The 24550-nt window shown below is 64.3% G+C and carries 32 protein-coding genes and 1 pseudogene; all 33 read right to left on the bottom strand.

All coding sequences use genetic code 11. The features are described from left to right. Positions 1 to 15: 15 nt before the first annotated feature. Positions 16 to 1752, bottom strand: coding sequence for a Gp37-like protein (locus tag WBB07_RS17705; RefSeq protein WP_526309705.1), 1737 nt, complete (start codon positions 1750 to 1752; stop codon positions 16 to 18). Then, entirely contained in the window at positions 1749 to 3416 is a 1668-nt protein-coding gene (locus WBB07_RS17700; protein ID WP_526309704.1) for a DUF7257 domain-containing protein, read from the bottom strand. The genes WBB07_RS17705 and WBB07_RS17700 overlap by 4 nt, the downstream gene beginning before the upstream one ends. Further along, complete coding sequence (locus WBB07_RS17695) at positions 3413 to 7324, bottom strand: transglycosylase family protein (protein ID WP_526309703.1); 3912 nt, start codon at positions 7322 to 7324, stop codon at positions 3413 to 3415. The genes WBB07_RS17700 and WBB07_RS17695 overlap by 4 nt, the downstream gene beginning before the upstream one ends. A 19-nt stretch (positions 7325 to 7343) precedes the next feature. After that, positions 7344 to 7721: a hypothetical protein gene (locus WBB07_RS17690; protein ID WP_526309702.1), complete on the bottom strand. Its 378-nt coding sequence runs from the start codon at positions 7719 to 7721 to the stop codon at positions 7344 to 7346. A gap of 46 nt (positions 7722 to 7767) precedes the next feature. Beyond that, positions 7768 to 8271 (bottom strand): hypothetical protein, encoded by a 504-nt coding sequence (locus WBB07_RS17685; RefSeq protein WP_526309701.1) that lies wholly within the window; start codon positions 8269 to 8271, stop codon positions 7768 to 7770. A gap of 108 nt (positions 8272 to 8379) precedes the next feature. Then, on the bottom strand, positions 8380 to 9462 hold the full coding sequence (locus tag WBB07_RS17680) for a hypothetical protein (protein WP_526309700.1): 1083 nt from the start codon (positions 9460 to 9462) through the stop codon (positions 8380 to 8382). Positions 9463 to 9560: 98 nt separating this feature from the next. Then, the gene (locus WBB07_RS17675; RefSeq protein WP_526309699.1) at positions 9561 to 9998 is read right to left on the bottom strand and encodes a hypothetical protein; all 438 of its coding nucleotides are present in this window, start codon (positions 9996 to 9998) and stop codon (positions 9561 to 9563) included. Then, positions 9995 to 10294, bottom strand: a complete 300-nt coding sequence (locus WBB07_RS17670) for a hypothetical protein (RefSeq protein ID WP_526309698.1) — start codon at positions 10292 to 10294, stop codon at positions 9995 to 9997. The genes WBB07_RS17675 and WBB07_RS17670 overlap by 4 nt, the downstream gene beginning before the upstream one ends. Further along, positions 10294 to 10725: a hypothetical protein gene (locus WBB07_RS17665; protein ID WP_526309697.1), complete on the bottom strand. Its 432-nt coding sequence runs from the start codon at positions 10723 to 10725 to the stop codon at positions 10294 to 10296. Before WBB07_RS17665 ends, WBB07_RS17670 begins: the two co-directional genes overlap by 1 nt. Positions 10726 to 10728: 3 nt before the next feature. Next, the gene (locus WBB07_RS17660) at positions 10729 to 11097 is read right to left on the bottom strand and encodes a hypothetical protein (RefSeq protein ID WP_526309696.1); all 369 of its coding nucleotides are present in this window, start codon (positions 11095 to 11097) and stop codon (positions 10729 to 10731) included. 5 nt (positions 11098 to 11102) lie between these two features. Further along, positions 11103 to 11384, bottom strand: a complete 282-nt coding sequence (locus WBB07_RS17655) for a hypothetical protein (RefSeq protein ID WP_526309695.1) — start codon at positions 11382 to 11384, stop codon at positions 11103 to 11105. 3 nt (positions 11385 to 11387) lie between these two features. Continuing rightward, complete coding sequence (locus WBB07_RS17650; protein ID WP_526309694.1) at positions 11388 to 11729, bottom strand: hypothetical protein; 342 nt, start codon at positions 11727 to 11729, stop codon at positions 11388 to 11390. Further along, the gene (locus WBB07_RS17645; RefSeq protein ID WP_526309693.1) at positions 11726 to 12667 is read right to left on the bottom strand and encodes a phage major capsid protein; all 942 of its coding nucleotides are present in this window, start codon (positions 12665 to 12667) and stop codon (positions 11726 to 11728) included. Before WBB07_RS17645 ends, WBB07_RS17650 begins: the two co-directional genes overlap by 4 nt. Positions 12668 to 12701: 34 nt before the next feature. Beyond that, a complete protein-coding gene (locus WBB07_RS17640; protein WP_526309692.1) occupies positions 12702 to 13070 on the bottom strand; it encodes a capsid cement protein in 369 nt (122 codons plus the stop codon). 1 nt (position 13071) lies between these two features. Continuing rightward, positions 13072 to 14373: a head maturation protease, ClpP-related gene (locus WBB07_RS17635; RefSeq protein ID WP_526309691.1), complete on the bottom strand. Its 1302-nt coding sequence runs from the start codon at positions 14371 to 14373 to the stop codon at positions 13072 to 13074. After that, positions 14370 to 15773, bottom strand: a complete 1404-nt coding sequence (locus tag WBB07_RS17630; RefSeq protein ID WP_526309690.1) for a phage portal protein family protein — start codon at positions 15771 to 15773, stop codon at positions 14370 to 14372. The genes WBB07_RS17635 and WBB07_RS17630 overlap by 4 nt, the downstream gene beginning before the upstream one ends. A gap of 15 nt (positions 15774 to 15788) precedes the next feature. Further along, complete coding sequence (locus WBB07_RS17625; protein ID WP_526309689.1) at positions 15789 to 17342, bottom strand: DEAD/DEAH box helicase family protein; 1554 nt, start codon at positions 17340 to 17342, stop codon at positions 15789 to 15791. A gap of 52 nt (positions 17343 to 17394) precedes the next feature. After that, on the bottom strand, positions 17395 to 17736 hold the full coding sequence (locus tag WBB07_RS17620; protein WP_526309688.1) for a hypothetical protein: 342 nt from the start codon (positions 17734 to 17736) through the stop codon (positions 17395 to 17397). Positions 17737 to 17960: 224 nt separating this feature from the next. Then, positions 17961 to 18332, bottom strand: a complete 372-nt coding sequence (locus WBB07_RS17615; RefSeq protein WP_526309687.1) for a hypothetical protein — start codon at positions 18330 to 18332, stop codon at positions 17961 to 17963. Beyond that, entirely contained in the window at positions 18332 to 18556 is a 225-nt protein-coding gene (locus tag WBB07_RS17610; protein ID WP_526309686.1) for a hypothetical protein, read from the bottom strand. The genes WBB07_RS17615 and WBB07_RS17610 overlap by 1 nt, the downstream gene beginning before the upstream one ends. Continuing rightward, positions 18553 to 18777, bottom strand: coding sequence for a hypothetical protein (locus WBB07_RS17605; protein WP_526309685.1), 225 nt, complete (start codon positions 18775 to 18777; stop codon positions 18553 to 18555). Before WBB07_RS17605 ends, WBB07_RS17610 begins: the two co-directional genes overlap by 4 nt. Further along, complete coding sequence (locus tag WBB07_RS17600; RefSeq protein ID WP_526309684.1) at positions 18774 to 19052, bottom strand: hypothetical protein; 279 nt, start codon at positions 19050 to 19052, stop codon at positions 18774 to 18776. The genes WBB07_RS17605 and WBB07_RS17600 overlap by 4 nt, the downstream gene beginning before the upstream one ends. Next, a complete protein-coding gene (locus WBB07_RS17595; RefSeq protein ID WP_526309683.1) occupies positions 19049 to 19450 on the bottom strand; it encodes a hypothetical protein in 402 nt (133 codons plus the stop codon). The genes WBB07_RS17600 and WBB07_RS17595 overlap by 4 nt, the downstream gene beginning before the upstream one ends. Then, positions 19443 to 19775, bottom strand: a complete 333-nt coding sequence (locus tag WBB07_RS17590; RefSeq protein WP_526309682.1) for a hypothetical protein — start codon at positions 19773 to 19775, stop codon at positions 19443 to 19445. The genes WBB07_RS17595 and WBB07_RS17590 overlap by 8 nt, the downstream gene beginning before the upstream one ends. A 131-nt stretch (positions 19776 to 19906) precedes the next feature. Continuing rightward, complete coding sequence (locus tag WBB07_RS17585) at positions 19907 to 20905, bottom strand: hypothetical protein (protein WP_526309681.1); 999 nt, start codon at positions 20903 to 20905, stop codon at positions 19907 to 19909. Further along, positions 20902 to 21171 (bottom strand): DUF3850 domain-containing protein, encoded by a 270-nt coding sequence (locus WBB07_RS17580; protein ID WP_526309680.1) that lies wholly within the window; start codon positions 21169 to 21171, stop codon positions 20902 to 20904. Before WBB07_RS17580 ends, WBB07_RS17585 begins: the two co-directional genes overlap by 4 nt. A gap of 9 nt (positions 21172 to 21180) precedes the next feature. After that, positions 21181 to 21405, bottom strand: coding sequence for a hypothetical protein (locus tag WBB07_RS17575; RefSeq protein WP_526309679.1), 225 nt, complete (start codon positions 21403 to 21405; stop codon positions 21181 to 21183). 93 nt (positions 21406 to 21498) lie between these two features. Next, positions 21499 to 21819, bottom strand: a pseudogene (locus tag WBB07_RS17570) (WhiB family transcriptional regulator); the annotation flags it as partial. After that, a complete protein-coding gene (locus WBB07_RS17565) occupies positions 21732 to 22106 on the bottom strand; it encodes a hypothetical protein (protein ID WP_526309678.1) in 375 nt (124 codons plus the stop codon). The pseudogene WBB07_RS17570 and the gene WBB07_RS17565, both read right to left, overlap by 88 nt. Positions 22107 to 22819: 713 nt before the next feature. After that, positions 22820 to 23098: a hypothetical protein gene (locus tag WBB07_RS17560; RefSeq protein ID WP_526309677.1), complete on the bottom strand. Its 279-nt coding sequence runs from the start codon at positions 23096 to 23098 to the stop codon at positions 22820 to 22822. Continuing rightward, a complete protein-coding gene (locus WBB07_RS17555) occupies positions 23095 to 23433 on the bottom strand; it encodes a hypothetical protein (protein ID WP_526309676.1) in 339 nt (112 codons plus the stop codon). The genes WBB07_RS17560 and WBB07_RS17555 overlap by 4 nt, the downstream gene beginning before the upstream one ends. Then, positions 23430 to 23744 (bottom strand): hypothetical protein, encoded by a 315-nt coding sequence (locus tag WBB07_RS17550; RefSeq protein ID WP_526309675.1) that lies wholly within the window; start codon positions 23742 to 23744, stop codon positions 23430 to 23432. The genes WBB07_RS17555 and WBB07_RS17550 overlap by 4 nt, the downstream gene beginning before the upstream one ends. Before the next feature lie 465 nt (positions 23745 to 24209). Next, positions 24210 to 24521, bottom strand: a complete 312-nt coding sequence (locus WBB07_RS17545) for a hypothetical protein (protein ID WP_526309674.1) — start codon at positions 24519 to 24521, stop codon at positions 24210 to 24212. Between the last annotated feature and the right edge of the window lie 29 nt (positions 24522 to 24550).

Raw genomic sequence — 24550 nt, 5'->3', positions numbered from 1 at the left:
CGTTGCCTTCCTTGCTTAACTCGACGTGCGAGGCGCGAGCGTGAGGACGTTCACGGCTTCCATGGCTCCCGTTGCCCACCGCTGGGTGCGAGCTAGTGGACCTTCAAGCGCCTTCGCGTCGCCGATCTGGACTGTGATCTCCGCGCGTTCGTTGCGGTTGTCGCGGATGAAGATGTGCTCGACGTAATCGGTGTAGAGCTCCCACTCGGACCATGGAGTGTCGCGGTGGGCGATCGACATCATTCCGCCCGGTACGAAGTGCTTGCCGAGGCTGAATGGCTTGCCGTTGCGGAACTTCGCTGTGGCCGCCCGCCATCCACGCGTATCCCAGATGTGGTTGACGAACGAGAAGATGGCCTCGATGTTGTACGGGGCTGCGGCGGTCGGCAGGAAGTTCTCTGGTCTGCCGTATGGGCCCACCTCGTTGCGCCGATCGTAGAGCTGGATCGACTGGAACGCGAGGAAGGCGTCGTTGAGGAAGCCATCGAGCAAATTGCTTGGCACACCGGTGATCCCGATGAAAATCATGAGGCTGTCGATCAACCACGACAGGGTGATGTTGATCAGGTTGTTCACCCAGGTCGGGCTGCGTCCACCCAGGAGCATGGTGTGCCCACGAGGGTGGTAGTCGTCGATCGAGAACTCCAACATCGGCGTGTCGGGACCGTCGACAAGCACCGCTATCGGCTGCTCGAAATCCACGCCAGCCAGCCGTGAGATGAACACGCCCTCAGCGCCGGGTGCCTGTTCGATGACTCCACGGATCTCGCCGAAGAACGCGCCACCGAGGTCGACGACCGTCTTGAGGATTGAGTCGATGATCGTGTTGGTTGGGCCGGTGACGGGCAGGCGGTCCTTGACGGTGACCACGTACGTCGGCTGTTGCAGGTTCGCCCAGCGGTCAGGCTGCGGGTCGCCGGGCATCCACAGATCCATGCGGACATCGACGCCGTACGCCTTGGTCATGTCCTCGATGACCGCGCCGACCTTCTCCATGCGCACCGTGCGGGCCACCAACATGCTGGTGTCCTTCAAGATGTTGGTGCGCACCACATACATCGGCGTCTTGAGCGCCTGGAAGATATTGCCATTGTGCTGCAACAGAGTTCCGAACCACGCCCGCATATCCGGGTTCAGCGACAGTGCCTGGTTGACGAACTCCCACATGCCGGACTGCAGTCGCAACGCCTGCTCGGCGATCATCGACTCAATGCACGACACGATCGGCCCGATGAACACCGCATGCGAGATCGGCTGCACCTGGATCGGCAGCCACCACGTCGGCAGAACGTAGATGTAGTTCAGGATGTCAAATATGCCAAGGCAATTCGCGGTGAGCGTCCGCCTGCCATCCTTGAAGTTGTACTTCGTGTGGTCGACGAATCCCGCCCACCGCACCGGACCGACCTCGACGGTGATCGGCACAAGTTCCTTGCGGCACTTCCGCAGTGCCGGGATATGCGGATCGGGAGCACTCGGCCCCTCGGTCGATATCCCGTCACCGCCCTTGACCACGAAATCACATGTCGGGGTGGTGTTTCGGGGGATGTCGGCGGTGAGTTCCATGTAGTCGCCGATGACGCCAACCCGGTTCCAGAACTTGTCGTATCGGGTGACGACGACCTCGGTCTGCTCAGTCGCCTTGATCTCGGCGAGCTGCGACGCTGCTGCCGCACGCTGCTCGAGAGTGCCGGCGCGCAGCTGCGAGTGCAGTACTTCGACGAGTTCGTACTGCTGAGTCGCGGTGGTCATTGCGGGTAACGCCTCAGCGGCGTCAGCTGAGCCATGACCATCGTGTCCGCATTGCCGCCCGTGATCGACACCTTGACCAGGTGCTCAGCGACGCGCATGCCCGGCTGCTTGGCGGGGATCATGCAGTCATTCGTGAACCGCCCCCGGAGCTTCTTGTACATCTGGTCAGTGACCTTGGCGTTCCACAACATCGGCGCGGTCTCATTGCCTGTGCGCGGGGTGTAGTCGAACACTCCGCCGCGGCGCGGGTCTGTGCGGATGTGCATGATCTCACCGGCCTTCAGGTCTCGGATCTCCACGAGTTCAGTGCTGCCGGGACCGTTGGCGATCTCCACCTTCGTGGCCGGGCCGTAGACGGTGTATTCGTCGTAGGCGTCCTGGTCGCCCGCGTTGTGCCGCTTCAGGAATCCCGTCTGGGCGGCGAGCGTGTTGTCGCCCGCGCTGATCTTCCGCACGATCGCCGGCGTCGCCTGCGTGATGAGCGCGCCAGCAGCCCGAACACCGAAGCCGATACCGCGGTGGCTGGCGTTCATCACCGACTGCGTGCCGACCTCTTTGTGAGTCAGAATCGTCGACCCATTGCGGTACACCTTGAACATTCGCGGGCCGCCGCTCTCATCGTCGAATCCAGCCGCGAGCTGCCACTTGTCACCAGGGAAGGGTGGAATGCCACCAATCCAGATGCCGGGCAGGATCTCCAGTCCCATCCGCTGGCTGCGCTGCCACACCACCTCGTAGTCCACCCACGCCGACAGATGCACGATGTTCGTGGTGCAGCGCAGCCGAATTCCGTTGCCATTCCACGATCCGTCGAGATTGCGGCCCATACGCGCCCACAGGTCATTGGCGCCGGTCTCGGGCACTGACCATTCGGGGAAGCTGCCGAGGACCATCGACGCGATCTGATTACTACCGGCGGTCGCGAAGTCCTTGTATGGACCGCAGACCACTGACCGTGAACGGGTGGTCCACGGGTCATCCGGATCATCGCGCCACCGCGCGTGGTCGCCGTTGCTGTACAGGTAGCCGCCGCCGTCGCCGTCGTAGCGCATCGGCCAGTTCGGGCCGAGGTCACGCTCAGCCGTGCGATTCAGCGTGAAAGTCTCGGTCATGTCGGCGTATTCGAGGGCAAAGGTATCGATGTCCGGCCACGACTGCCAGAACCCGGAGTCGCCACGAAGTCGCAGAGTCAGCGCCTGTTGCGCCTGATTGGGGTTGTTCTCGGGGTTGTCCGGCTTCTTCCATAAGCGCACCGGCGCCCACCAGCAGCCCAACTCGGGGGTTTCCCAGCAGAGTTCGGATTGCTGCTTGACATCGAGAGACTCGAATAGGTGGCGGCGCAGTTGGCGGAGGTGCTTGGCGTCGCGGGCGAACAAGTCGACGTCGACGTCGATCTCCGTGGCTCCGTAGAGTGCGTCGATGAATGACACGCCGTCCTCGGTGGCGCCCTGCTGGTCGATGGTTTCCCACGGTGCGATCAGCCCGCGAATGCTCTTGACCTGTACGGATTCCGGGTTGGCGATCTTGTCGGCCATCGACAGGCCGCCCATGAGGTCGATGGAGATCTGCTCATTGGGGGACGTCAGTGACACGTTGGGCAGATCACCCTTGCGGATGGCGTAGAGCGCGTGGGGCGTCGGCTTGCCTATGGGGTACCGGATCATCGCGTGGGCGCCTGCGCTGCTCGGCCAGCCATGATCGCAGCCTGGGCGTCGCGTCCGCTGCCACCCTCGTCGCGCTGCTGATGGTTGTTGATGGTGGTGTTGTAGGTGTCGCCCGGCTTTCCGGGTGCCGCGTCTTTGCCACCATTGGCGGCCTTCGCGGCCTCGCCCGCCGCGGCCTGCTCGGGCGTCAGCGGCTTGGATCCCGCTTCGGCCATCGCCTTGTTCTGCTCGCCGCCGAGCTCACCGGCAGTGTTGGGCAGGGCGGGCCGGATGCCTGCGGCTGCACCAGCGAGACGCCCAAACCACGATGCGCTGGGGTCGCCGAGCGCGGACCCGTTGAGTGAGAAGGTCTCGAGGACGCCGCCAACTGCGTTGCCCGCGTACTGTCCGCCTGCGCCGATCGCGCGGCCGATGAGCTGCATAGCCAGATCGCCACCTGCCGCTGCTGCGCCGCCGCCCATGCCGCCCGCCATGGCGCCGCCGGTAGACATTGCCGCGCTCATCGCCGCGCCGATCACCCCGCCGCCAAAGCCGATGCCGCCAGATGCTGGCTGGCCCGCTCCCCACGCGCGGCCGCCGGTAGCGGACTGCGAGGGGGCGGCCTGGCCGCCGGGCGTCATGAGGCCAAGGCTCGGCCCGCCGATGCCCTGCGGTGCGCCAGCTAAGCCGGGTCCACCGGTGGGCATCGGTCCGGCACTGCCTGGCGTGAACGTATTTGGCCAGGCGCCGGGCCCCTGTTGCCGCAAGAGGCTCTCGCCCGCCATGGCCTGCTGGTACGGAGTGGCCAAATCTGCTCGCGGCGCATACTGAGGTCCGCCAGCCGCTTCCCAGCTCGACGGCAAGAATTGCAAGCCGCCGTAGTAGCCGTTGCCGGTGTTGATCTGCCAGTTACCGCCCGACTCACCTTGGGCTATGGCGTTCCAGTTGGCCGACCACGGCGTGCCGCCGGGGCCGTACATGGTCTCGTCGGGGCCATCGCCAAACCCGAGGCCGCCACCCTTGGCCGGTTCGATGTGGGCGTGGTCTTGGTGGCCCGCCCAGTTCTTCGCGTAGTAGCCCGGTTGATCCGTGCCGGGGCCGACGAGTTGCCCAGAGCGAATGCCTGTCTCCTGCCCCGTGCTGGGGTCTGAGTAGATGAACTCCTCGAACAGGCTGGGGTTCTGACGCGCGAACTCAGCCAGGCGCGCTAGCCCATTCCCGCCAGAGGGGTCGGTCACGTCGACCTCGCGATCAGTGGGCGCACCGTCGTTGGTGTGACCGGCGTAGGTGGTGCCCTTGAGCCCCATGCTGCGGATCAGGTCGAGCCCGGGTTGGTTGGTGACGTCGCCGCTGGTTCCAAGGGGCACGCCTGCGTACGGGGTTCCGCCTGACATGCCTGCGATCGGCACGCCGCCAGGAGTGACGCCGTAGTCCGAGCCGCTGCCGCTACCCTGTCGCGCCCACCGCGGCACCGGCACATAATCGGGACCGAAAGCGCCTTGGCTCGCCGCGATACCGAACATCCCACCGCCGGCCTCACCCTGACCGAAGCCGTTGGCCTCACGGATGCCGGTGAGCGCGCCATAGACAGGGGCAAAAGCCAGGTTGGCCAGGAACTTCGTCAGGTTCTCCGCGATGCCAGGTAGACCCTCGGACACGCCGAAGTCCTGGTCAATCTGCGCACCGATCTGGCCAAGCTGATCCGAGGTGCGGCCGAGAGCGTCAATGCCCTTCTGCGTCTCGCGGATCTGCTGCTCGATGAGGTTGTTCTTGGCGTCGGTCAGTGACCGCTCAGCCTGGGTTTGATCCTGTTGCGCCTTGGCCAGATCGTTCTCAGCCTTCTGGATGTCCTCGGCCTCAGCGACATTCGACGAGCGCAACTGATTCAGCCGCGCTTCCTTCTCGGCGACCGCGTGCATCACTTCGTCGAGGCGCGTGGTGGCGTTGGCGATCGACGAGGGCATGCCGGACGTGTCGGTGTACTGGATGGGCAGCACGGGTGCGTCGGGCAGTGAGTCGCCACTACCGCCGTTCGCCGCATCGAGTGCCGCCTGCTGGGTGTCGGTGAGGATCGGCGTGCGCGCGCCAGGCACAGGCGCGTTGGGATCGGCGCCGAGCGTGGGGTAGAGCCGCTTGTAGTACTCATCGGTCGGCAGTGAAGACGATGGCGTGACGCCGGCGTTGCCCGTGAGTAGATCGTTGAGGCTCGGGTTGGCGGCCGCCGAACCGGGTAGCGGAGGGCCTTGGCGCAGGGGGCCAGGCAGCGCGCCGTCGGTGGGGCTGAGTGGGCCCATCGGGTAGATGCTCACGCCGGGAGCTGCAGAGGCGAGTCGGTCGGCCTCCATCTGCGCGATGCGGTCGCCCTTGTTGATCAGCTCATCCAGCGCCGTGGCCAGGTTGGTGATGAACGGGGTAAAGCTGCTGGCCAGCTTGGTCTGCAGATTGGTGATGCTCTGCTCGATTGACCGGGTTGCCTGCTCCCACTTCGCCGCAGCGTTGTCCGACGCGGTGTTCATCGCCTCGTTGGCGACACCCTTGAGCTCGCCGAACTGGTTCTTCGCCGGCGACAGGTCGAAGCGGTTGATCGCGTCACCCATGTCCTCGAACTGGGTGCCGAACAGGCTGGTCCAGACGAGCGACTGTTGCATCGGGTCGTCGATCGCCTGCAGCGCCGTGAACACCGCGGACAGCGCCACCCGGGCACTTTCGCCACCGGCAGCGAACCGGCGGCCCATCTCGTCGGCATCGAAGCCCAGCGCCGCGAATCCCTCGGCTGTCGTCTTGGAGCCGTCGACCGCGCGGATCGAGAACTCTTTCAGCGAGTCGGCCACCTTGTCGGTGTCACGCGCGCCGCCCTCAAGGCCCTGTTGCAGCAGGGTCAGCGCCTGGTCGGCATCCAGGCCCAACTTGCGGAACTGGGTCGAGTACTCGTTGATGGTGTCGAGCCAGTCGCCCGAGATGTCGAGCCCTGACTGGAATCCCGCCGTGATGATGTCGGAGGCGTCGGACACAGAGCCGGCCAAACCCGTGCGCGTCAGGGTGGCTATGGAGCGCGACAGTTCGTCAGTCGTCGAGCCGGTGATGGACGAGACGCCCTGCAGCTGCTCGATGACACCGCGGATCTGCGCGTCGGTGTCACGCGGGTCGATCAGGCCGCCCTGTAGTGCCGCCTTGGTCGCCGCCAGGTTGTCCTGCACCGACTGGCCGAAGTTGTTGGCGTAGGCGGTGCCTGCAGCACTGGCAAACCGGGCCATGGATGCGTCGTCGACACCCATCGCCGCCTGCATCTGATCCTGCATCCGAATCGTCTGCAGGCCCGCGATGATGTTGTCGCCGAGCACCTTGCCCGACATCACGCCCAGCGCTGCCACGCCGGCGAGTGCCAGGCCGATCGGACCACCAGCAGCGCCGAGACGCATCAGAGCAGAGGATCCCGCGAAGCCGCCGACGAACTCAGTGGCCATGTCGCCGCCAGACTGGCTGGCGCCAGCAACTGCACCACGGAGCCCCGCGAGCATCGACGTGCCTGCGTCCTGGCCGGCCTGACCAGCGTTGCGGGCGGCGCGCTCGTACTCCTCGTACGCAGCGGCCGCCTCCTTGATGGCGTCCTTTTCCTGGCGGCGAGCGCGGCGCACCAGTTCGGCCTGCACCTCGACGCCGCGGGCACCCTGCTCACGCATGTCCCGCAGCTGCCGCTCTTGACGCTTCAGCTCGTCGGTGGCGTTGCCCACGCGCTGGTAGGCAGCGCGGGCGTCAGTGGCCATCTTCTCGATTGCCTGGCCACCGTCACGCGCACCCTTGGCCAAGCCCTCAGACAGCGACTTGCTCATGTCGCGAGCGGCGTCAGAGTAGACCTTCTGGGCCCGATTCGCTGCCGCGGTGGCTGAGCGCTCGTCCAGCTCAGACTGGATGGACAGGATCAAAGGCACAGGCGTTCACCACCTTTCGTCATGAGAAGCCAATTTGGGCGTTGAATTCCTCGACCCCCTGCGCGGCGAGTGCGTCTTCCTCGGCCTTGAGTTCGGCTAGGGCCTTCTCGTCGATCGGGTCGCGGTAGATGCGCGGCTCGTAGATCGCGTCTTTGCCGCCGTTGACTGCGTAGTACGACGAACGGAGCCAGGCGATCTCGTTGTGTAGATCTTCGGCGACACGTTCTTGGCGAGACTGTCGGCCGTTGCGTTCCGAGACCTTCTTGAACTCGCTGTCGTCGGGGAGTTTGTCGAGCAGAACCAGGAGGCGGCGGCTAGAGAGATACGGGCCGCCGGTCTGGGGGTTGATCGCTAGCGTGTGCCAGAGGCCGATGTCGACGTTCCGGTGTGCCAGCAAGTCGTTCTCGATGATCTCTGGCCATCGCAGCCAGACGACCAGCGCCTCAACGACTTTTGGGATCGCGCTTGATGCGCTCCTCCATCTGGAGGTTCATCATGCGCCAGTGGACCTGCACCTGACCGGGAACGCCGCCAGCGTTGAGGAAGCGCTCGTAGACCTCGGGCAACGTCTCGCCGTCGCTCTTGAGGTACGCCTCGCGATCCTTCATCACGTCGTCGCCCATGAGCGCGACACACAGCAGCTCGTCCTCGTCGATCAGTTTCTTCTTGTAGGTCAGCGGCCAGATGGTCTGCACCCGACTGGTGTCCCGGCCGGTGATCGGGTCTGTGCCCTTGATCGTCTCCTTGTCCAGATCCTTGGACATGAAGCGCAGGTGCTCGAGGTAGCGCCGCTTCATCTTCGGCGGCATGTAGGCCGGATTCGGCAGGTGCCACGTCTTGCCTTCGTCGAGGTCGAAGTCGACGCCAGCGGTGAACCCTAGGAACTCGGCCGCCTGGGCAGCCGCGTCCTCGGGGCGTGTGGGCTTGAGCTTGTCGTCATCGGACATTGGGGGTACTGACCTTTCGGGCGGTGGGCGATTCCCCTGGGCGTAGGTGGAGCTCACCGACCGCGCGCCGCCCAGGGGGTCACCCTTGCGCGCGGCCGGTGAGGCTCGTTAGGTGATGGTCACCGAGGCCGACTTCGGGGAGTACGACCACAGGCCGTTGGTGCCCTTCGCGGCGATGCGGAACTTCTTGGCGCCGGCAGCAACCGGGCCGTTCACGGTGACGTCACTGCCGGCCACGGTCGGGGTGGAGTCGAGCACGACCTCGCTCCATGTGATGCCGTCGTCGGTGGTGAACTGGAAGCCGTACTCGAACGGATCGTTCGGGCCGGTCGGGACCGGGGCCGTCAGGGTGACCGATCCGGTGCCGGGGGTGCCGGTCGGCTGGGTCGCCGAGAACGTCGCCAGGCCACCGAGTGCAGCCCAGCCCGAGCCACCCCAGATCCGGTAACGGGTGACCGGCTGGTACACACCGTCGATCACGGCCATGCAGAACTGATCCCGGATCGGCAGGTAGGTGAGCTCGGCGGCCTCCGAGTCCTTCTTGTCCATCTTGGAGTTGCCCTGGTCATCCCACCTCGAAGCGGGAATCACATCGCAGGAGTAGATGGGCTTGCCGTTCCACCACCGGGCCCGGAAGAACAGGAACTGGCGAACGAGGTTGTTGCCCGAGCTGGTGCGCGCGTAGACCGCGTTCTCTGCTCCGATGTCCCCGATCAGCGAGTCACCATTCTCGTCGGAGAAGGGGTTGTTGTCTGTCAGGCGTTGCACCCACGGCGTGCCGGTGTCGACCGGGGTCACGCTGAATGGCTGCGTGAGCTCGGTGATCTCGGTGTCGTAGGGCTCGATGTCCTGCAGGATCATGAAGCGGTCGTTGGTGACGTTGGTCGTCCACGACGGGCCGTCGCCATCCTTCTGCGGACCGAGGTTGATGAACCCCTCGTTGGGGTCCGGGTTCGGCGTGAAGAAACCGTTCGGCTTCAGGATGTGCAGCAGGTCGTCACGCAGTTGCATGTCCTGCGCGTACGGCGACCAGCGCATCGAGCCGTCGGCGTTGTGCGGCGACAGGTCGGTGGCCAGGCCGCGGGCGTCGCGGCAGAACGCTGCGACACTCTTGCCGCGGCGCAGCAGTTCGGGGGCTCGCAGGTCCATGCCCGCCGAGATCCAGTCGGTGCCAACTTCGGGAATCGCCATGTTCCATCTCCTTCTTTCCAGGGGGTGTGCCGAACAGCCCTGAGGCGTCGGCGGTTAACCCCCTGTGCGACCTGCACGGGGGTGGCTTGCTTTGGGCGTTAGGTGAACGACAGTCCGAGGCGGTATTCGCTGACGAAGCGCGTCACGACCGACTCGGCGCCATAGCTCTCTTCGTGAGCCGCTGCGATGATGTCGACCCAATCGCAATGCACGATTTGGCCGTCGGAAAGTGTGGTGTTCCAGCCGGGATGCTCCATCAGCACGCGCATCCGGTCATCGGTGGCCATCGCGGCGGTGGCAGCCTTTGAGTAGTCGATGTCGAAGGTGTGCACGTGCATCACTGGCTCGTCGCTGTAGTCGGTCTGCGGGCCCGTGATGCGGCGCACGGTGCGATACGGCTTGGGAAGTGTGGTTGCCCACATCTTCGACCCGATGGCCGCGGCCGGCGGTGTCGTCGTGACGATCGGCAGCAGCCAGGCGCGCAGGAACACTTCAGCGTTGACCGCGGCGGTGTCGGGCTTCAGTGGTGCGGTCACATCGTCTCGCTGAGGTGATTCTCGGTGCGGGCGCGGACCGGGGTTGCATCGTGGTCCTCGGTGCCGAACTCGACCCAGTGAGACTTGTAGTCGGAGAATTCGATCGCCACACCACTGTTGCCCAGGCGGCCGATGCGGATCCCGTCTTTGTAGTCGCCCTCATGGACCGGTGCGATCGACTTCGCGTACTGCACGCCCTGTTTGGCGACAGCCAACTTGTAGGCGATCACCTCGTCGTCATCCTCGAGGGTGCCGTTGATGTCGGCTTGCGGGATGAAGTCAGTCAGCTTGGCCATCAGCCCTGCTCTCTCTCGCTGACGCAGAAGACGTGATCCTGACGGCCGCGAATGTCCTGCTCGAGCACCGAATCGCCCCGCATCGCATATCGCAGGCCGTTATGCACTAGCCACGCGCTGGAGTTGATCGTCGGGAGGCCGGTGATCTCGTTGAAGAAATCGATCGGAGCGGGCTCGCCACCATCGTCGACGGCCGGCACCGCACTGTCGCCAATCGGCAACATCGCCCACGCGATCTCTGAGGTGGTCACTGTCATGTTTTGTTGCTCAGTCGGCGTCTGAATCTCAAAGCAAGAGTTGTCAACCCACAGCACGACCTCGGTGACGATAGGCTCGCCGAAGTCGGTGAACTTCGGGTGGCCATCGTCATCGAGAACCGGCACATGCAGGCCGACTCCGACGCGCTGGTTGCCGATCGGGTAGACCGCCACTGCTCAGTAGTCGCACTTCTTGAAGTGGCCCCGCGGTGATGCGCGGCGAGACATCCCGAGCATCTTTTTCTGGCGGTCTGTCAACAGATCGTCGACCGCCTTGGCCATGTCATCGAACGTCCCAGACTCCTGTCGGCGGCTGGTGATGTTCTGGAAAGACGACAGTGGGCCGAGGTGTCCGTACATCGCGGCGTCCCGCACGATCTCGAACACCACTTGCTGAGCGTCGGTCGTGCGCGCATTCGGCGCCAAGTCACGCACCCGGTCAGACGCCACCACCAATAGCCTCTCGGCCGTGGTGGTTTCGCCTGCCGTCAATGTGCCCGGGTACTCAGCCTTGAATGCCTCGATGTCAAGAAACGGATCGGCCACCGTCGTCAGTCCTCGTCGCGGGACTTGCGAGGGCGGCGCGGGCGAGGTGTCGGATCGACCTCGACCGCGACAGCTGAGTCGAGGTCGATCTCCGCGACCTGCTCCAGTTGCGCCTTGACCTCAGGATCGCGGTCGAGACGTTCCGTCGCCGAGGGGTACGTCTCCAGCGAACCGTCCTCGACCAGTGGCGAGGCCACCTCGTCGTCGACCTGAATGGGTTGCGCCGTGGGCCGTGCGTAGTGGAGCTTGCCCACTACGCACGGCTTCACGACGTTGTAGTAACCCACCGATCACTCCACCGAGTCGACGATGGCCCGCAGGTCCGCCTTTTTGAGCGGCGGTCCCAGCTCATCGGCGGTGTAGTCGCTGCCGTCCTCCTTCTCGACATTGGCGACGATCCAGGCGATGAGCTCCTTGTTGGTGGCATCCTCGGCTGGCTTTCCACCGGCGGCAGCGGCTTCGTCGTCGACATCCGCAGCGTCGGCGCCGAACTTGACGACCAGGCCGGTGTTGAGGAAGTGCGAAGCTTGCTCGTCGGACAACCATTGGACGACGCCGCCCTCGTATACGTGGTGGGGGCGACCACCCTGGTCCTTGGCGATGACCAGCGGGGCGACCACCTGGTAGCTCATGCGTTCACCCCGTTGATCAGCCACGCCGCGGCCGGCTCCAGGATGATCGGCACGGTGATGCGCCGCGCCCGGATGCGCCAGCCGTCGACGTCCTTGTCGCGAATCGACTGGACCTGCAGGCCGTTCTCGGTCTGCACGTAATCCGGTGAGGCCAGGCGCTCGTCAGCGAACCCACCGAACACGGTCGGGTCGACCATGAGCGCCTTGCCGGTCACCGGGGCGTTCGGGCTCGTGATGAACGTGAACCCACCGATCTGCCGCATGTACGAGCTGCCCAGGCCGGCGGCCACCGGCGCCGAGCCGACGCCGCCGGTCTCACGCGGCAGCAGCTTCATCAACTCGTCGTCGGACACGACGTTGGCGAACACGTCGGGCTCGACGAACACCAGCGTGGGGTTGTATCCCTGCTTGAGCTTGAGGATGCTCGTGTGAGCACGCATCAGGTCGCGCAGGATCTTCACACCGCTAGACGCCTTCCAGGAGGCGATCGCGTCGGTGTTCTGGGTGACCGCGGACACGATGGCCGACAAGGCAATCGAGTCGATGGTCTGGATGTGGCTGTTCATCAGCTTGCGGAATGACCGCTCGACGACGTTGTAGCGCTGACGGCTGATCAGCTCGTCGGTCAGCAGTGCGTCGTTGCCCCACTTGACGACGTTCGCCGTCGCGGCGGGGCCGGTGCTGATCGGCGTGATCGGGTACTCGCCACCGGGGGGAACCGCCTTGGGCGACCGGTCGGCGTAGATGCCCTCGTTCTGCTCGTATCCGATCGAGCCGGATTCGGTCCAGAACTGGCCGGTGAGGATCTTGTCTGAGACGAACTGCTCGTCACCGACCGAGCGCAGGGCCCGGGCCACCCACGGGGTGTCCTTCAGGAATCGGTTGATCGACAGGACGTCGCCATTGAGCGACGGCGCTGCGACGGGGTACTGAGGCATGTTGGCCTACTTTCTCTTTCGGTTGACCCGAGCCTCAGCGGCCCAGCTTGATGAGGACTTTGGAACTGGCCGCGGCAGACAGTGCGGTGCCGATGATCTCTTCGGGTTCGTCGGTGCCGGTGGTGAACGCGGCGACCGTGCCGCCGGTGGCTCCAATGACGGGCTTGCCGGCGGCGATGGTGCCGGTCGCGCCTACGAGGTGCACGCCCTCGGTGTAGACGACCACCTGTGCACCGCTGGCCGCGTCGTGACCGGCCACGCCGAGCCACGCCTCGTTCGGCGCGGCGATAGGCGCCACGGTGTCATTGCCGGAAACGACGACCACCTGGCCGCCAGTCACCGCTGCGGAGGTGGTGCGGGGCAGGCGATCTGCCGGGAGGTAGTGGGGGGTGTGCTCGGCCATGTCAGGCGTCCTTTCCGAAGGTGGTGCCGGTGATGCGGGCGAAGACTGTGCCCAGCTCGGCGTCCATGGCGTTGTCCTCGCGGGTCACGCCGTGGCCGATCTCGTCGACCGGCACCGCTTTGTTGGCCGGCAGCGTGGCGAGCAGCGCCAGGGTGCCCTCACGGTTCTTGGTCAGCTCATTGCGCCAGGTGTCGGCGCTCGCAGCGTCGATGCGACCGGATGACAGCGCGCTGGTGATCGCCGACTCATTCTCGGCCTTGATCGCCTCGTCGCGACGGGCCTCCAGGTTGGCCACCGACGCGGCCAGCTGGTCGTAACCGGCGGCGTTGACCAACTTCTGGCCGAACTTCGCGGCGACCTTGGCGGCCTCCTCGATCGTCGGCTCGCCGGCCGGCTCGGGTGCGGTGATCTTCTCGATCGCCTCATTGATGGCGTCTTCGTCAGCTTCGGCGTCGAGGCCGAGCTTCGTGAGCGCGCTTTCACTCAGTGCCACGGTGGGCTCCTTTTCCTTGGGTGCCTCGGCCTCGACCGGCTGAGGGGTCTCGTTGTGCGCCTGCGGAATCTGCGGCGCTGGCGCATTGGAGCGCCCGGCGTGGTTGAACACGGATAGGTTGAATCGGTCTCGCGCGGAGTTCTTGGCGTCACGCTTGGGCGTCTTCAGCACCTTGTCGGCGATGCCCGCGGCGACCGCTTCGTCTGCGGACCACCAGGTCTCGGCCGTGAGGATGGCAACCCAGTCGTCGAGCTTTCCGCCGGCGCGGGCCTGGAAGATGGAGGCGATGTTCTTGCCGATGCGGTCGAGATCCTCGGCCATCTTGCGCATCTCGTCGGCGTCACCGATCATCACCGCCCACGGAAGGTGGGCCATGATCTCTGCATTCTCGGATACGACCAGCTCGTCGCTGGCGCCGACGGCGATGAATCCCGCCGAGCTGGCCGCGTAGCCGTCGATTGTGGTGACCACCTTGGCCTTGTGCTGGCGCAGCGTGTTCATGATCGCCAGTGCCTCGTAGACGTCACCGCCGGGCGAGTTGATGTGCAGGTCAATCGTGTTGACCGACTCGGGCAGCGCTTTCAGCTGGTCGCGGAAGTCGCGGGAGGTGACACCCCACAGCCAGTCGATCTCGTCGTAGATGTCGATCTGCGCGGTGGTGTCGTCGTCGGCCAGATCCTTGACGGTGAACCACGGGCCGCGCGGCTCGCTGTCAGCCTTCGACGACTTGAAGGTCCGGGCACCCATGTCCCGCAGTCGCTTGGCCGACTCCTCGGCCAAGGTGCCGATCTCGGTATCGAGTGTGTTCACCACAGTGGTTGCGCTCCATCCGGTGTCTTGCGGCGGTCCTTCGGGCTACGGCCGCGGGGCCGACTCCGCGCTTGGGCATCCGCCGCCGCGGGAGGCTCGGGTGGTGTCGCGGGTTCCCGGGCCGTATCAGGGTCGGGTGACGGCAGCCCGGTGGCCGACCGCAGGAACGATTCGAGCTTCTGGTCGGGCGTCAGGAGGCCAGCGTTGACGAGCAGCTGCAGCGCTGCGGCGGTCGCGTCCTGGCGGCTGCCGATCTCGTCGAACACCAGCAGCGGCGCCGGTTCGTCGGGGCCCCAGTTGCGGTCAACGATGTCCTCGACGACGTGTGCCTGGGTGATCTCGCGGATGTCGTCGGCCACCGTCTGCACCGACTGAACGAACGTGTTCTCCTGCACCGAGGCGAGCGCGTACGAGCCGCCCTTGCCTTCGAGGTTCAGAAAGTGCGCCAGTGCGACGACTGCCATCGCGTGGTCGTGCCACTCGATCGCCCGGCGGGGGTCCATCGGCGTACCCGACGGCGAGAGAATGGAAGCCGTTTCACCTTCGGTCAGCGCCAAGCCCGCGGACTCGCCGCCGCTGTAGTTCGAGGCAAGGGTGAGTAGCTCATCCATGCGCTCTTCATCTTCGGAGTCAGCAGCGTTGCCAGTGAGTACAGGGACACCGATGCCGTGACGACGGATCGCCGCTGCCTCAATGCGCATCAGCTCGTCTTTCCAGACCCAATGCTTGTACGCCGGCCGCAGTAGCGAGTTGCCCACCCAGACGCCCGGGTCCATGTCGCGCGTGTAGACCACTAGGCGATCGACCGGGATTGGCTCACCCATGTTCGTCGGCGCCATCACAACCATGCCGGGTCCGCCGAACGTGCCGGCCGGCCACTGCTGCACAGAGATCAGGCCGCCGTCGCGGTCGACGTTCCAATAGGCGATCGACGACTGTGGGCGCGGGGCCAGCTTGCGTAGTGGAAACAGTCCATTGACCGGTTCGCCGTAGACGATCTCGAAAACCGAGTGCCCAAACTGCTGCGATGTCAGCGCCTGCTGTAGATGGCGGGACCAGGAGAACGACCCCTTGGTGCGCGGTGTCGGACGGTCATCGTTATTGCCCTCGATCGGCAAGCCCAGCGATGTGGCGACATGCTCGGCGACCGCATCGGATGCGCCGTTCTGTCGAATCTGCCACTTCGTGCGGCGAATCGGCAGCCCGAGGGCCCGGAAAACAGAGGCGATTCGGGCATCTTCGCGGACCATCCGACCGTACGTGAACACCGAATTGGGCCACGTGAGGTCCGGATTGAGCTCGAACTGGTCGAGCATCGGCAGGCCCCAGGCAGCTAGGTTGCCCGGAATCGGGTTGACGTAGCCCTTTTCGGTGCGAGGAGCGACGGTTTTCGGTGCCACATCGCTCCTTTCTGCCTAGAAGGCTGCCGTCATCGGGTCGAATGAGCGCGACGTGCGCCGCTTGGTTTGTTGTGCGCCACTGCGCGGTGCGACAGTCTTTCGTTTCGTTGGGGCGCCGTGCTTCAACAGCGCCCACCGGGCCAACGTCGCGCCCATCAACTGCGCGTGCGACGCCGGATCGAACACCTCCCAGATGAAACCGCTAGGAGCGATCTCACGCTTGTGCGCATGCTTTGCTGCGGCAGCCAGCCCCAACTGCCCGGAATGTGACAGCAGCGGAGGGGAAGTCTCGGCCAGCGCATCCGACAGAAAGCCACCGCACGCCTGCGCCTCGTCGGTGCGCTTCGGCACGATCGGCTCAAAGCCGGCCAACTCGAGCTCTGGCACAACCTCAGCGGCCTCACCGCGGCCCACAACCACCGCAGACGGATCCCACAGCGACCGCAGCTCCACCAGCTTTGCGACGATCTCGTTGGCCGCAGCAGCATCCGCGTAGCCAACCTCGATGTGGATCCGCCCGTCAGCGGTGCGTTGCGCCGCGGTGATCGCCCACGTGTCCTCGCGGGTGAGCGTCACCACCGGCCGACCGATCAACTTGGGGGCCGGGTTACGCATGGTCTCCCACTTCTCCGCGGAGATCTCAGACTGAGCGCCACTGGCCGGGGGCGGATATGAGCCCCACCCCAACCAGTCCGCATCGAACAGAGCGAGGTCGATCGGTCCGGCATCCTTGGCGCCCTGCAGGTGCGCTTCCATCTCGCGGTCATTGCCGACGACGCCATACGACGGCTGCGCCAGCGGGTACGCCTTGGGGTCACCGCGCTGAAAGCGCTTCGGCGCCCGGTACAGCGCGCCATACAAACCTGGTGCACCACCCGCGATGATCGTGTGGATGAAGCCTGCAAACCGACCGCAGTTCGGATGCTCCGACACCACGGGCGGCGTACTCGCATAGATCGTCTGCGGATTATCCGACGCAGCCTGGGCGCCGGTGAGGTTCGCCGTTTCCTTCGGCACCAGGTCGTATGCCTCATCCAAGATCAGGTCATCGATCTCAGTGAAGCCACGAGCGAAGTGTTGCGTGCGTGGACCGAAGTTCGCCTTCACCACATGCTTCTCACCCGGCATCGGCTTGAGGATCAGCGTGCCGCGGTTGTTCTTCTTCGACGGCGGCGCGGCGAGGCGGTTCCGCAGCGAAGGGATCCGATCGATGATCGCGCACACCCGGTCAAAGACGTCCTCGACGGTCGCCCACTGCTGCGCGGTGTACACCACCCGTCGCCGATACTTGAACAGACGACGAATGATCAGCAGCGCCAGCATCAGCGTCTTGCCCTGCTGCCGCGTGACCTCCCACACCACATTGCGGTGCGTCCACAGCTCGATGCCCCACTCATCAGGCGGCTGCGTCGACTGCGCCGCGCGGACGAGCATCCACTCCCACGGCAGCAGCCGGACACCGACCTTGATTCCGAAGCGGGCAGTGCGGTCACCCTCGGACTCATCGCCGGGATGCCATGTCTCGTACTCCGGTTGCTGCCGACCAGTGAGCCTCGGAAATGCACCCAACCACTCCGGCCATTCCGTCGGCCAAGGCCGATTCGTCTCGCCGGGCGGAAACTCAGTCGTCGTCGAGGACGTCATCATCCTCAGTTGGCGCCGAAGCACCCGAACGCTGGCGATTAATCTCAGCGAGCAGCTGGCGGAACTCGGTAGTCAAGTTCTTCACCTGCTTCGCCGCATCGCCGATATTGACCTCAAGCACGTCATCGCGTCCTGTACGAACGAACATCCACTCCGACTGCTTGCCCTGAATGAGGGCGTCGCAGCGATCGATCATGTCCCGGAACCGGCCAGCGCGTTCAACCAGCTGGGTCACGATCGCCGAGTCTCCCTTCTGCGTCAGTGCCTCAGCGAGGATCTGCCCGTTCGTTTTGGTGAAAGACAGCTGCTCCTCAGCCATGTGAGTGAAATCCGTTGCAGCGCAGCAAACTTCGAGACCCCAAGATTGGCGAATGTTGCTGTACCGCAACACGACTCGGCAGCGCATAACTGCAGGTCAAAGTCATTTTTGCGGACCTTCGGGAATAAAAAAAGCCTGACTGGCGGTCTGGCAGCTAACCCCCCCGCCCCTCGGACATTTCGAGGGGGGTCGGCCTGGCCCGAAACCTGTTGGCGTGCAACGACTTACCACGGCCAGTCCATCACCAGTTGTTCGGGCTCTGCGTTCCGGTTGGATGCGGCGAGGTGGTCGTTGACTCCATCGCCGCGTTGTTGGTTGCAGCGTCGGTGTAGCAGTCGGTCGGGCAGTGGGATGGGTACGCCGCGGCGGATGGCTTCGGCTCTGGTCATCTCGCCGTGGTCGCCGTGCAGGCCGCCGCTGCCTGGGGTGTCCTCTGTGTAGTCCCAGTTTTTGGTGGGGTCGAGGTACATGGGCTTGCCGCACCATTCGCATGGTGAGCCGTCGCGGTGACTGCGTTTGAGTGCGTCGACCTTCTGTTGGTGTTTCCATCCGAGGCCGCGTTCGGTGGTGGTCTTGCGGCGTGCAGCTGTAGCCATCACAGCTGCCCGCCGAATGTCTCGGCGACGGCCATCCGGTCTTGTGCCTTGTCGATGAAGTGGCCGAACTGCTCACCCATCTGCTCCATCGGTACACGTTCGTACTCGATGGTGGTGTGGCTTCCGTCGTACTCAGCGCTGATGGGTCGGAAGAATCGGCCCATGGTGCCGACGAATGAGTCTGGGTCGAACGCTCTTCGGTCGCCGGCGAATCGTTGCCTCATCGCGTCCCCACTCGATGTGAGCGGATCGCGAAGTAGTCAGGCTCCTCGTCAGCTTCCCAGCGGTCGCCGGCGTTCCAGACGACGATGCTGGTGGTTTCCCAGATGTCGATGATGTAGATCTCGCCGTTGACCTCACGTGGTTCGGTTCCCACGAACGTGACGTCGACTGGTGTGCTGGTGCCGTCGGGGTGTGCGATACGGAGACCGGAGAGTCCACTCACAACGTCACCTCGGCATCTGGCATCGACGTCGGTTCGATCACCTGGACGTGCAGGCTGAATCCGTCGCTGCGGCGTTCGGTGGTGCAGGTGATCCACGGCAGCTGTTCCTTGCTGTTGAGGATCTGCTCAAGGTTGGCCACCAGCATCGCTGAGTATTCGATGCACTCTTGCCGGTTGAACACCTTGGGTACGTTCTTGTATTGCTCGCGGAGTTGTTCGGGGATCATCTGCGGGCGGTTGGAGAGCCTGGCCGCGCGACGTTGGGCTCGGTTCACGAGCACACCTCGAGATGCTGCTGCAGCACCCCGACGAACACCTTGGCATCCACACGGTTGTCGCCGACGTAGACGTTCATCAGTGCGGTGTTGCAGCGCTTGCACCGTAGTGGGACCTTCTCGACAGGCGCCGCCTGTTCGGCCACAGCTGCTTTCACCTGGGCCTTGATGTCGGACTCGTGGATGACGCGGTACTTGTACCGCTGCTCCAGCGTCTCAATGACGGCCTCGCTGATGGCTTGAGCCAGCATGCCCGACTCGCCGGCCTGTTCCTCTGACATGCCTGCGGTGGATACGAAGCCGGGCAGGTGGACCATGCCGACCTCACCACGGTTGTTGGTGTGCTGGAGGCGGCCGAGGTCGGCGGCGAGTAGTGGGGCGGCGGGGTGATCAGCCATTGGGCAACCCCGGTCGTGCGCCGGCGAGTCCAGCCGACATGCGGTCTGCCACCTGCTGCATGTTCTCGCTGATCGGCGCCATGCCCTCGTTGATCCCCAGTGCACGTCGAGCGGCACCCTTGCTGGCGAATTGGCCGTCCTGAACTAGGGCGTCGGGCAGGCTGGCGTAGTCGACCGCAGCGCCGTTCATCTGCCGCGTGAGGTCGGTGATCTGGTAGTTGCCGTCGTCCGTCTCGGCGATCAGGCAGCGGGCACTGTGGAACAGCGCCTTGCCGTCCTTGCCGATGAGGATCACTTGGCGTTCGCGGGTGTTGGGATTGGGCATAGCGACTCCCTGGGCGAGGGGGGTGAGGGTTGCCCCGGAAGTGGTCACGGGGGCGATTTTGGGAACGACTTGTCAGCGACAAGATTCGCGGCCAAAGATATCACACGAACACATCCATGTCTTTATCCAGCTCAGACGGCATGTGCGACAGCCTTCCGGTCGGAGTGCTGAATCGAGGCCTCAGCCTCCTTGCGCACATCGGACAGCCGATACAGGGGCTCGTCATCAGCGTTGCGCTTCGTCAGCCCTATGCCGCCGCTTGGACGTCGCCAGCCACGTATGGGCACTCGGTTCTCCTTGCGCCACCGGCGCCACGTTCGCTCAGGGAGCGCCTCGTCGAGCTCGCGCATGACCCAGAGGATTTCGTTCGACGTGAACCGCCAATGCTCCAGGTCGGCCAGGAGGCGATTGAGCAGCGTCTCGACTCGGTGTGTCGCTTTGCAGGTCGGGCACGTCACCTCGCGCACCTCCTCGAGCTGCCCCCGCACCATGGCGTAGCGCCTGAACCTCAGGGCGGTCCCGCAGGCGTGTGGATGCCGACTCTCGCAGCCCCGTAGGTGGTCATGGTCAACCTGCGTCGGGCATGGGCCACAGAACCGCATGGGGATGGGGTGGTCGATCTTGGCCTGGATCGAAGAGATGAAACGCTGGATCTCCTCGAGGATCTGGCCCGCATCCTCGCTGAGTAGAAGCGCGTCGCAGTGCACCTCAAGCCAGAGGGCGATATCGGCACCATGCCTGGCGTACCGCACCCCGCGCACTTCATCGACACGCAGCGGCCCAATGAGTCCCGAGCGGACGAACCGGATGGGCCGATACTCGATGCCGCGCTGCTCACATAGGTCTCGCCGCCATAGCTCCAGGCCGTCCCTAACCTGACTGAGCAGAGTTGACGCCTTGCTATTGAACCGAATCGGGCTCTCATCACCACCCGTATTCCGCCCGTTCTGGCCGCCCATCTTCGTGGCCCCATGCGCCGCATCAGCCAGGTTCTCAATCCACCCAGCGCGAGCGCGGCCGTTCTCGACGGTGCCGGCCAGCTCGGTCAGCAGGCGGCGCAGTTCGGTGCTGTGAGTGCGGCAGAGGGAAGCACTCGGCGATGGCGCTGAGCAGCGTTGGCAGGTGGTCATTGAGACTCCTCGGCTGGCCTAATGGACATCGCGACATAGCCCTGCTCGATTCCGAACTGCCCGCCGGGAACGATGTGCGTCACCAGACGTTCGCAGACATCCCCCGTGTAGTAGTCATTGCTGGGCGAGTACTCCTGCAACACCAGGGTGTCGCCAACTTGAAATCGTCGGTCATCTTTTCGAACCTCGACAGTTTTTCGGTTGGCCACTACTTCGCGAAAGAACACCGGCCATGTCTTCAGCTCATGCCGCGCACAACTTCCCATCATCGAATCCTACCGACTTCCATTGCTAGTCAACAGGTCTGACTGAATATCAACCGCCATCTTGAGCGCCTCCAGCAGCAGCGCCACCCACTCGATGCCGAACCCACCCGTGCGGAACTTCCCGCCCATGACCAGCTCGCCGGACTTGCGCACGTGGACCAGGACGATGCGCTGGCCGTCGTGCTGGGTGTGGATCTCGTGGTTGCCTTTGGCGTGGCTGGTGACTTCGATCATTGGTCGACCTCCTCAAGCATCTCCAGAATCCCCTCTCGGTCCGCCCAGTGGTGTTCCGCAGCTTCGGCGCAGCGTGGGGCGTTTGCGCTCTGCCATCTTTCGCCGTTCGCGTTCAGACTTGCCTCCCCATATACCGAACCTCTCACCGTTGTCGAGTGCGTACGCAAGGCATTCGGCCTGTACTTCACATCCCTGGCAGACCCTTTTTGCCGGGGCCGTGGTGCCGCCCTTCTCGGGGAAGAACAGCTCTGGATCTGTTTGCGCACAGACAGCACGCTCGGTCCACTCGGGGGGCGGCTCGGCGGCGTCCGCGAGTGCGACGATGCTCATGCGATCACCGGCCAATCGATCTTGTCGAGCGTGTGACGGGGGCGAACCTCGAACGTCGGCGGCATGGGGTCGCCGAGGTGGAATGCGCCAATGAGGGCCAGCGCCGCAGCCTCGCATTCGTCATCCTCCGAGTCGCCGGTCGCGAACTTCCAACCTGGAAACCAGGGCTTGATCGTGTTGACCATCAGCAGCTTGTCCCGCTTCTGCCGCTGATACTTCGACAGCCCGGCCTCGCGAGATGCACCCTTGCCGGTCACCCACATCTTGAGCTGCTGCGGGTTGATGACCCTGATGGGAATCTCGGGCCAGTCGAATGCCTCGTAGACCTTGCCCCAGAGGTAGCACCGATCGATGACGCCGACGCCCTGCATATGCTGCGGTAGACCCTCTATGACGATGAGGTCGGGTCGTCCGTGACTCATTGCAGCGTCTCTGATTTGGGCAGCAGTCCAGCGCCCCCGTCGATTGCGAGACTGGTAGCTCACGCCACCGGTACCACTGAACCCGTGATGCGAGACGTGCACAGGCTGACCGTCCCCGAGGATCGCGACGCCGGCAGATGTCAAGCTCGGGTCGATGCCAACTACGAGCGCCATCAGAAGCACCCGCCCGCGTGCACGAGATGGCACTCTTCACACTTCCGCTCATTCCGCCTCGGTGCATCGTCGTCATCCTCAGGGCATCGGTCATGCACGAGCGGTCCTCGGTATCGGTAGTGGACGTTTTGGCCGGGCTCGATGGGGTCGGGGCAGTCGCCGCATTGGCCTCGGTACTTGGCTTCGAAGCTGTCGATCACCGCTTCCCCCAAGCACTCCGCCGAGTCCTACGCCGACAACGAGCCCACAACAAAAGATCCAGATTCACCGCAGCTCCTCACTGGAGTAGATCAGCTTCGCGGTGTCGCAAGGCCAAATGAGCCGACATGCCGGACAGACGGTTAGGCCGATACGGTCTTGGCCGGGTCGGTGCAGCTGCCGTAGCGGTGCCAGTGCCTCCCGGGCAGCGTTTTCCGCGAAGTCTTCTGGGCCATCCCCACACGTCCCGAGCCTCTTGGCTCGTCGTACCGCCTCCACTGCTGGGTCGCTCATGATCGCTCCGGTGGGTAGGTCAGGTCATAGACACGCACTTCGTCCATCAGCCAATCGCCCTCCATCAGTGCACGGTTGATGTGGGTTCCGCACGCAAACCAGCGGGTGATGAAGTCGATCTGACCGGATAGTGGTGGCCCTACGTCTTCGGCGCGTGCGATGGACCAGCGGGCAAACGCATCGCAGTGGTCACACTTCGGGTGGTGCGGGTTCGGGTCGTCGACGGTCGACCAAGCCCAGGGGGGCTTTCGGGTGTCGCGGAGTTCGGCGGTCATCGGCGGGACTCCAATTCCTCGCGGATGACTGCTGCGATACCGTGCTTCACGTTCAGTCGAGTCCGCCACTCATCGTCGGGCTCGTTCTGCGGGATTGATGTGCGGCAGATGACCACATGTAAGCCTGGAACCCAGAGGTAGCGAACCGATTTGGCCATGGCGACCGTTGTGACAATCGATTCTCGCTGACCCCACCGCTTGGGCCAAAGCTTGTACTCGTCGCCCGCCCACTTCGCTGAGGCCCAGATGACCGCCATAATGGCGATCAGCACTCCAGCAACCGCCAAGGCCGCAAGGGGTATAGCGAACATGCCCCACCAGAAGTCCTTGCTCATGACTGTTCCTCTCGGATCTGTTCGGCAAGTGCGGGATAGCGGAGGAGGTAGCGGGCAATCTCGTAATAATCGGCGTGAACATACGGGTGGCTGTCCCATGGATATCCGTAGTTTCTCGGGTCGGCGTTGTACACCTCCCGGGCCAGTTCCTCTACCCGCTTCTCTCGCTGGGCTTCCGCAGCCTGCTCACGTTCGAGGCGGTCGGCCTCCCGTCGCAGCACGCCGCCAATCCCGCCATCGCCGATCAGGTCGCCGTAGGCGTCAGCCACTTCTGCTGCGTCCCGGATTCTCTCGGGGGTCAACTCGCTCACGGGTGGTCCTTTCGGTTCAGTTGGCAGCGTCATGCCGCACTGACAGATATGGAACTTGTTGGCGTGATCGGCGTCGGCGAAGCAGCTGTGCACTCCGGTGTCCAGCGCATCGCCTGGCCCGGTCCCAGTAGTCCACGTGTGACGGCACCTCACGGGTGGTCCTCTCGGTTGTCGGCGGCGATGCACTGGACCACTCGCCAAGGTCCACGGGCATCCAGGGGGACCAAGCTGCTGTCGAGGTGATACCACCGGCCATCCCTGCTGCGGGTTGCGTTTGTTCGACCGCTCTGGGACAGAACACGTGTCGCGTTTGCGGGCACGTCCTCCAGTAGCTCGTAGGGGTAGCTATCTCCAATGTGCACACTCGCGCTCATCGTTTGCTCTCCGGGTCTCGGTTAAAGGGCTGGGGGGTCTTGGTAGGTGTGCTCAACCCAAAGTCGAGGCACATCTGATCGAGTCGCTTTGTCATCGGTCCACCGCCTCGAACATCACGCCCGGTCGGCCCCGCACATCGTCACGGATCCACCACCGTTCGCCGTTCTGGAATCCGTTGCGATACCAACCCGGCTGCGGGTCGCCAACACCGTTGACGCCGTACCAGTAACGGCACATCTGGACGGCTAAGTCATGCGCCTGATCCGGGTCGAGAGTGCCGAAGATGATTACCCCGGATTCCCCGATGTTGTGGTTCTCCCATAAGTGCGCTTGAAGGCCGGTGAATCGCGGTGTGTACGGCTTGCCGTTCGGTCGCGTGAGGATGGCCTGTCGCTCGCTCATCGCCCCTCCTCGATTGGTTCGGTCAGTGG

Source organism: Mycobacterium sp. (genome assembly GCF_049647605.1).
Lineage (GTDB): Bacteria > Actinomycetota > Actinomycetes > Mycobacteriales > Mycobacteriaceae > Mycobacterium.
The sequence above is the reverse complement of the archived record's forward strand: the minus strand, read 5'-3'. Positions and strand labels throughout refer to the sequence as shown.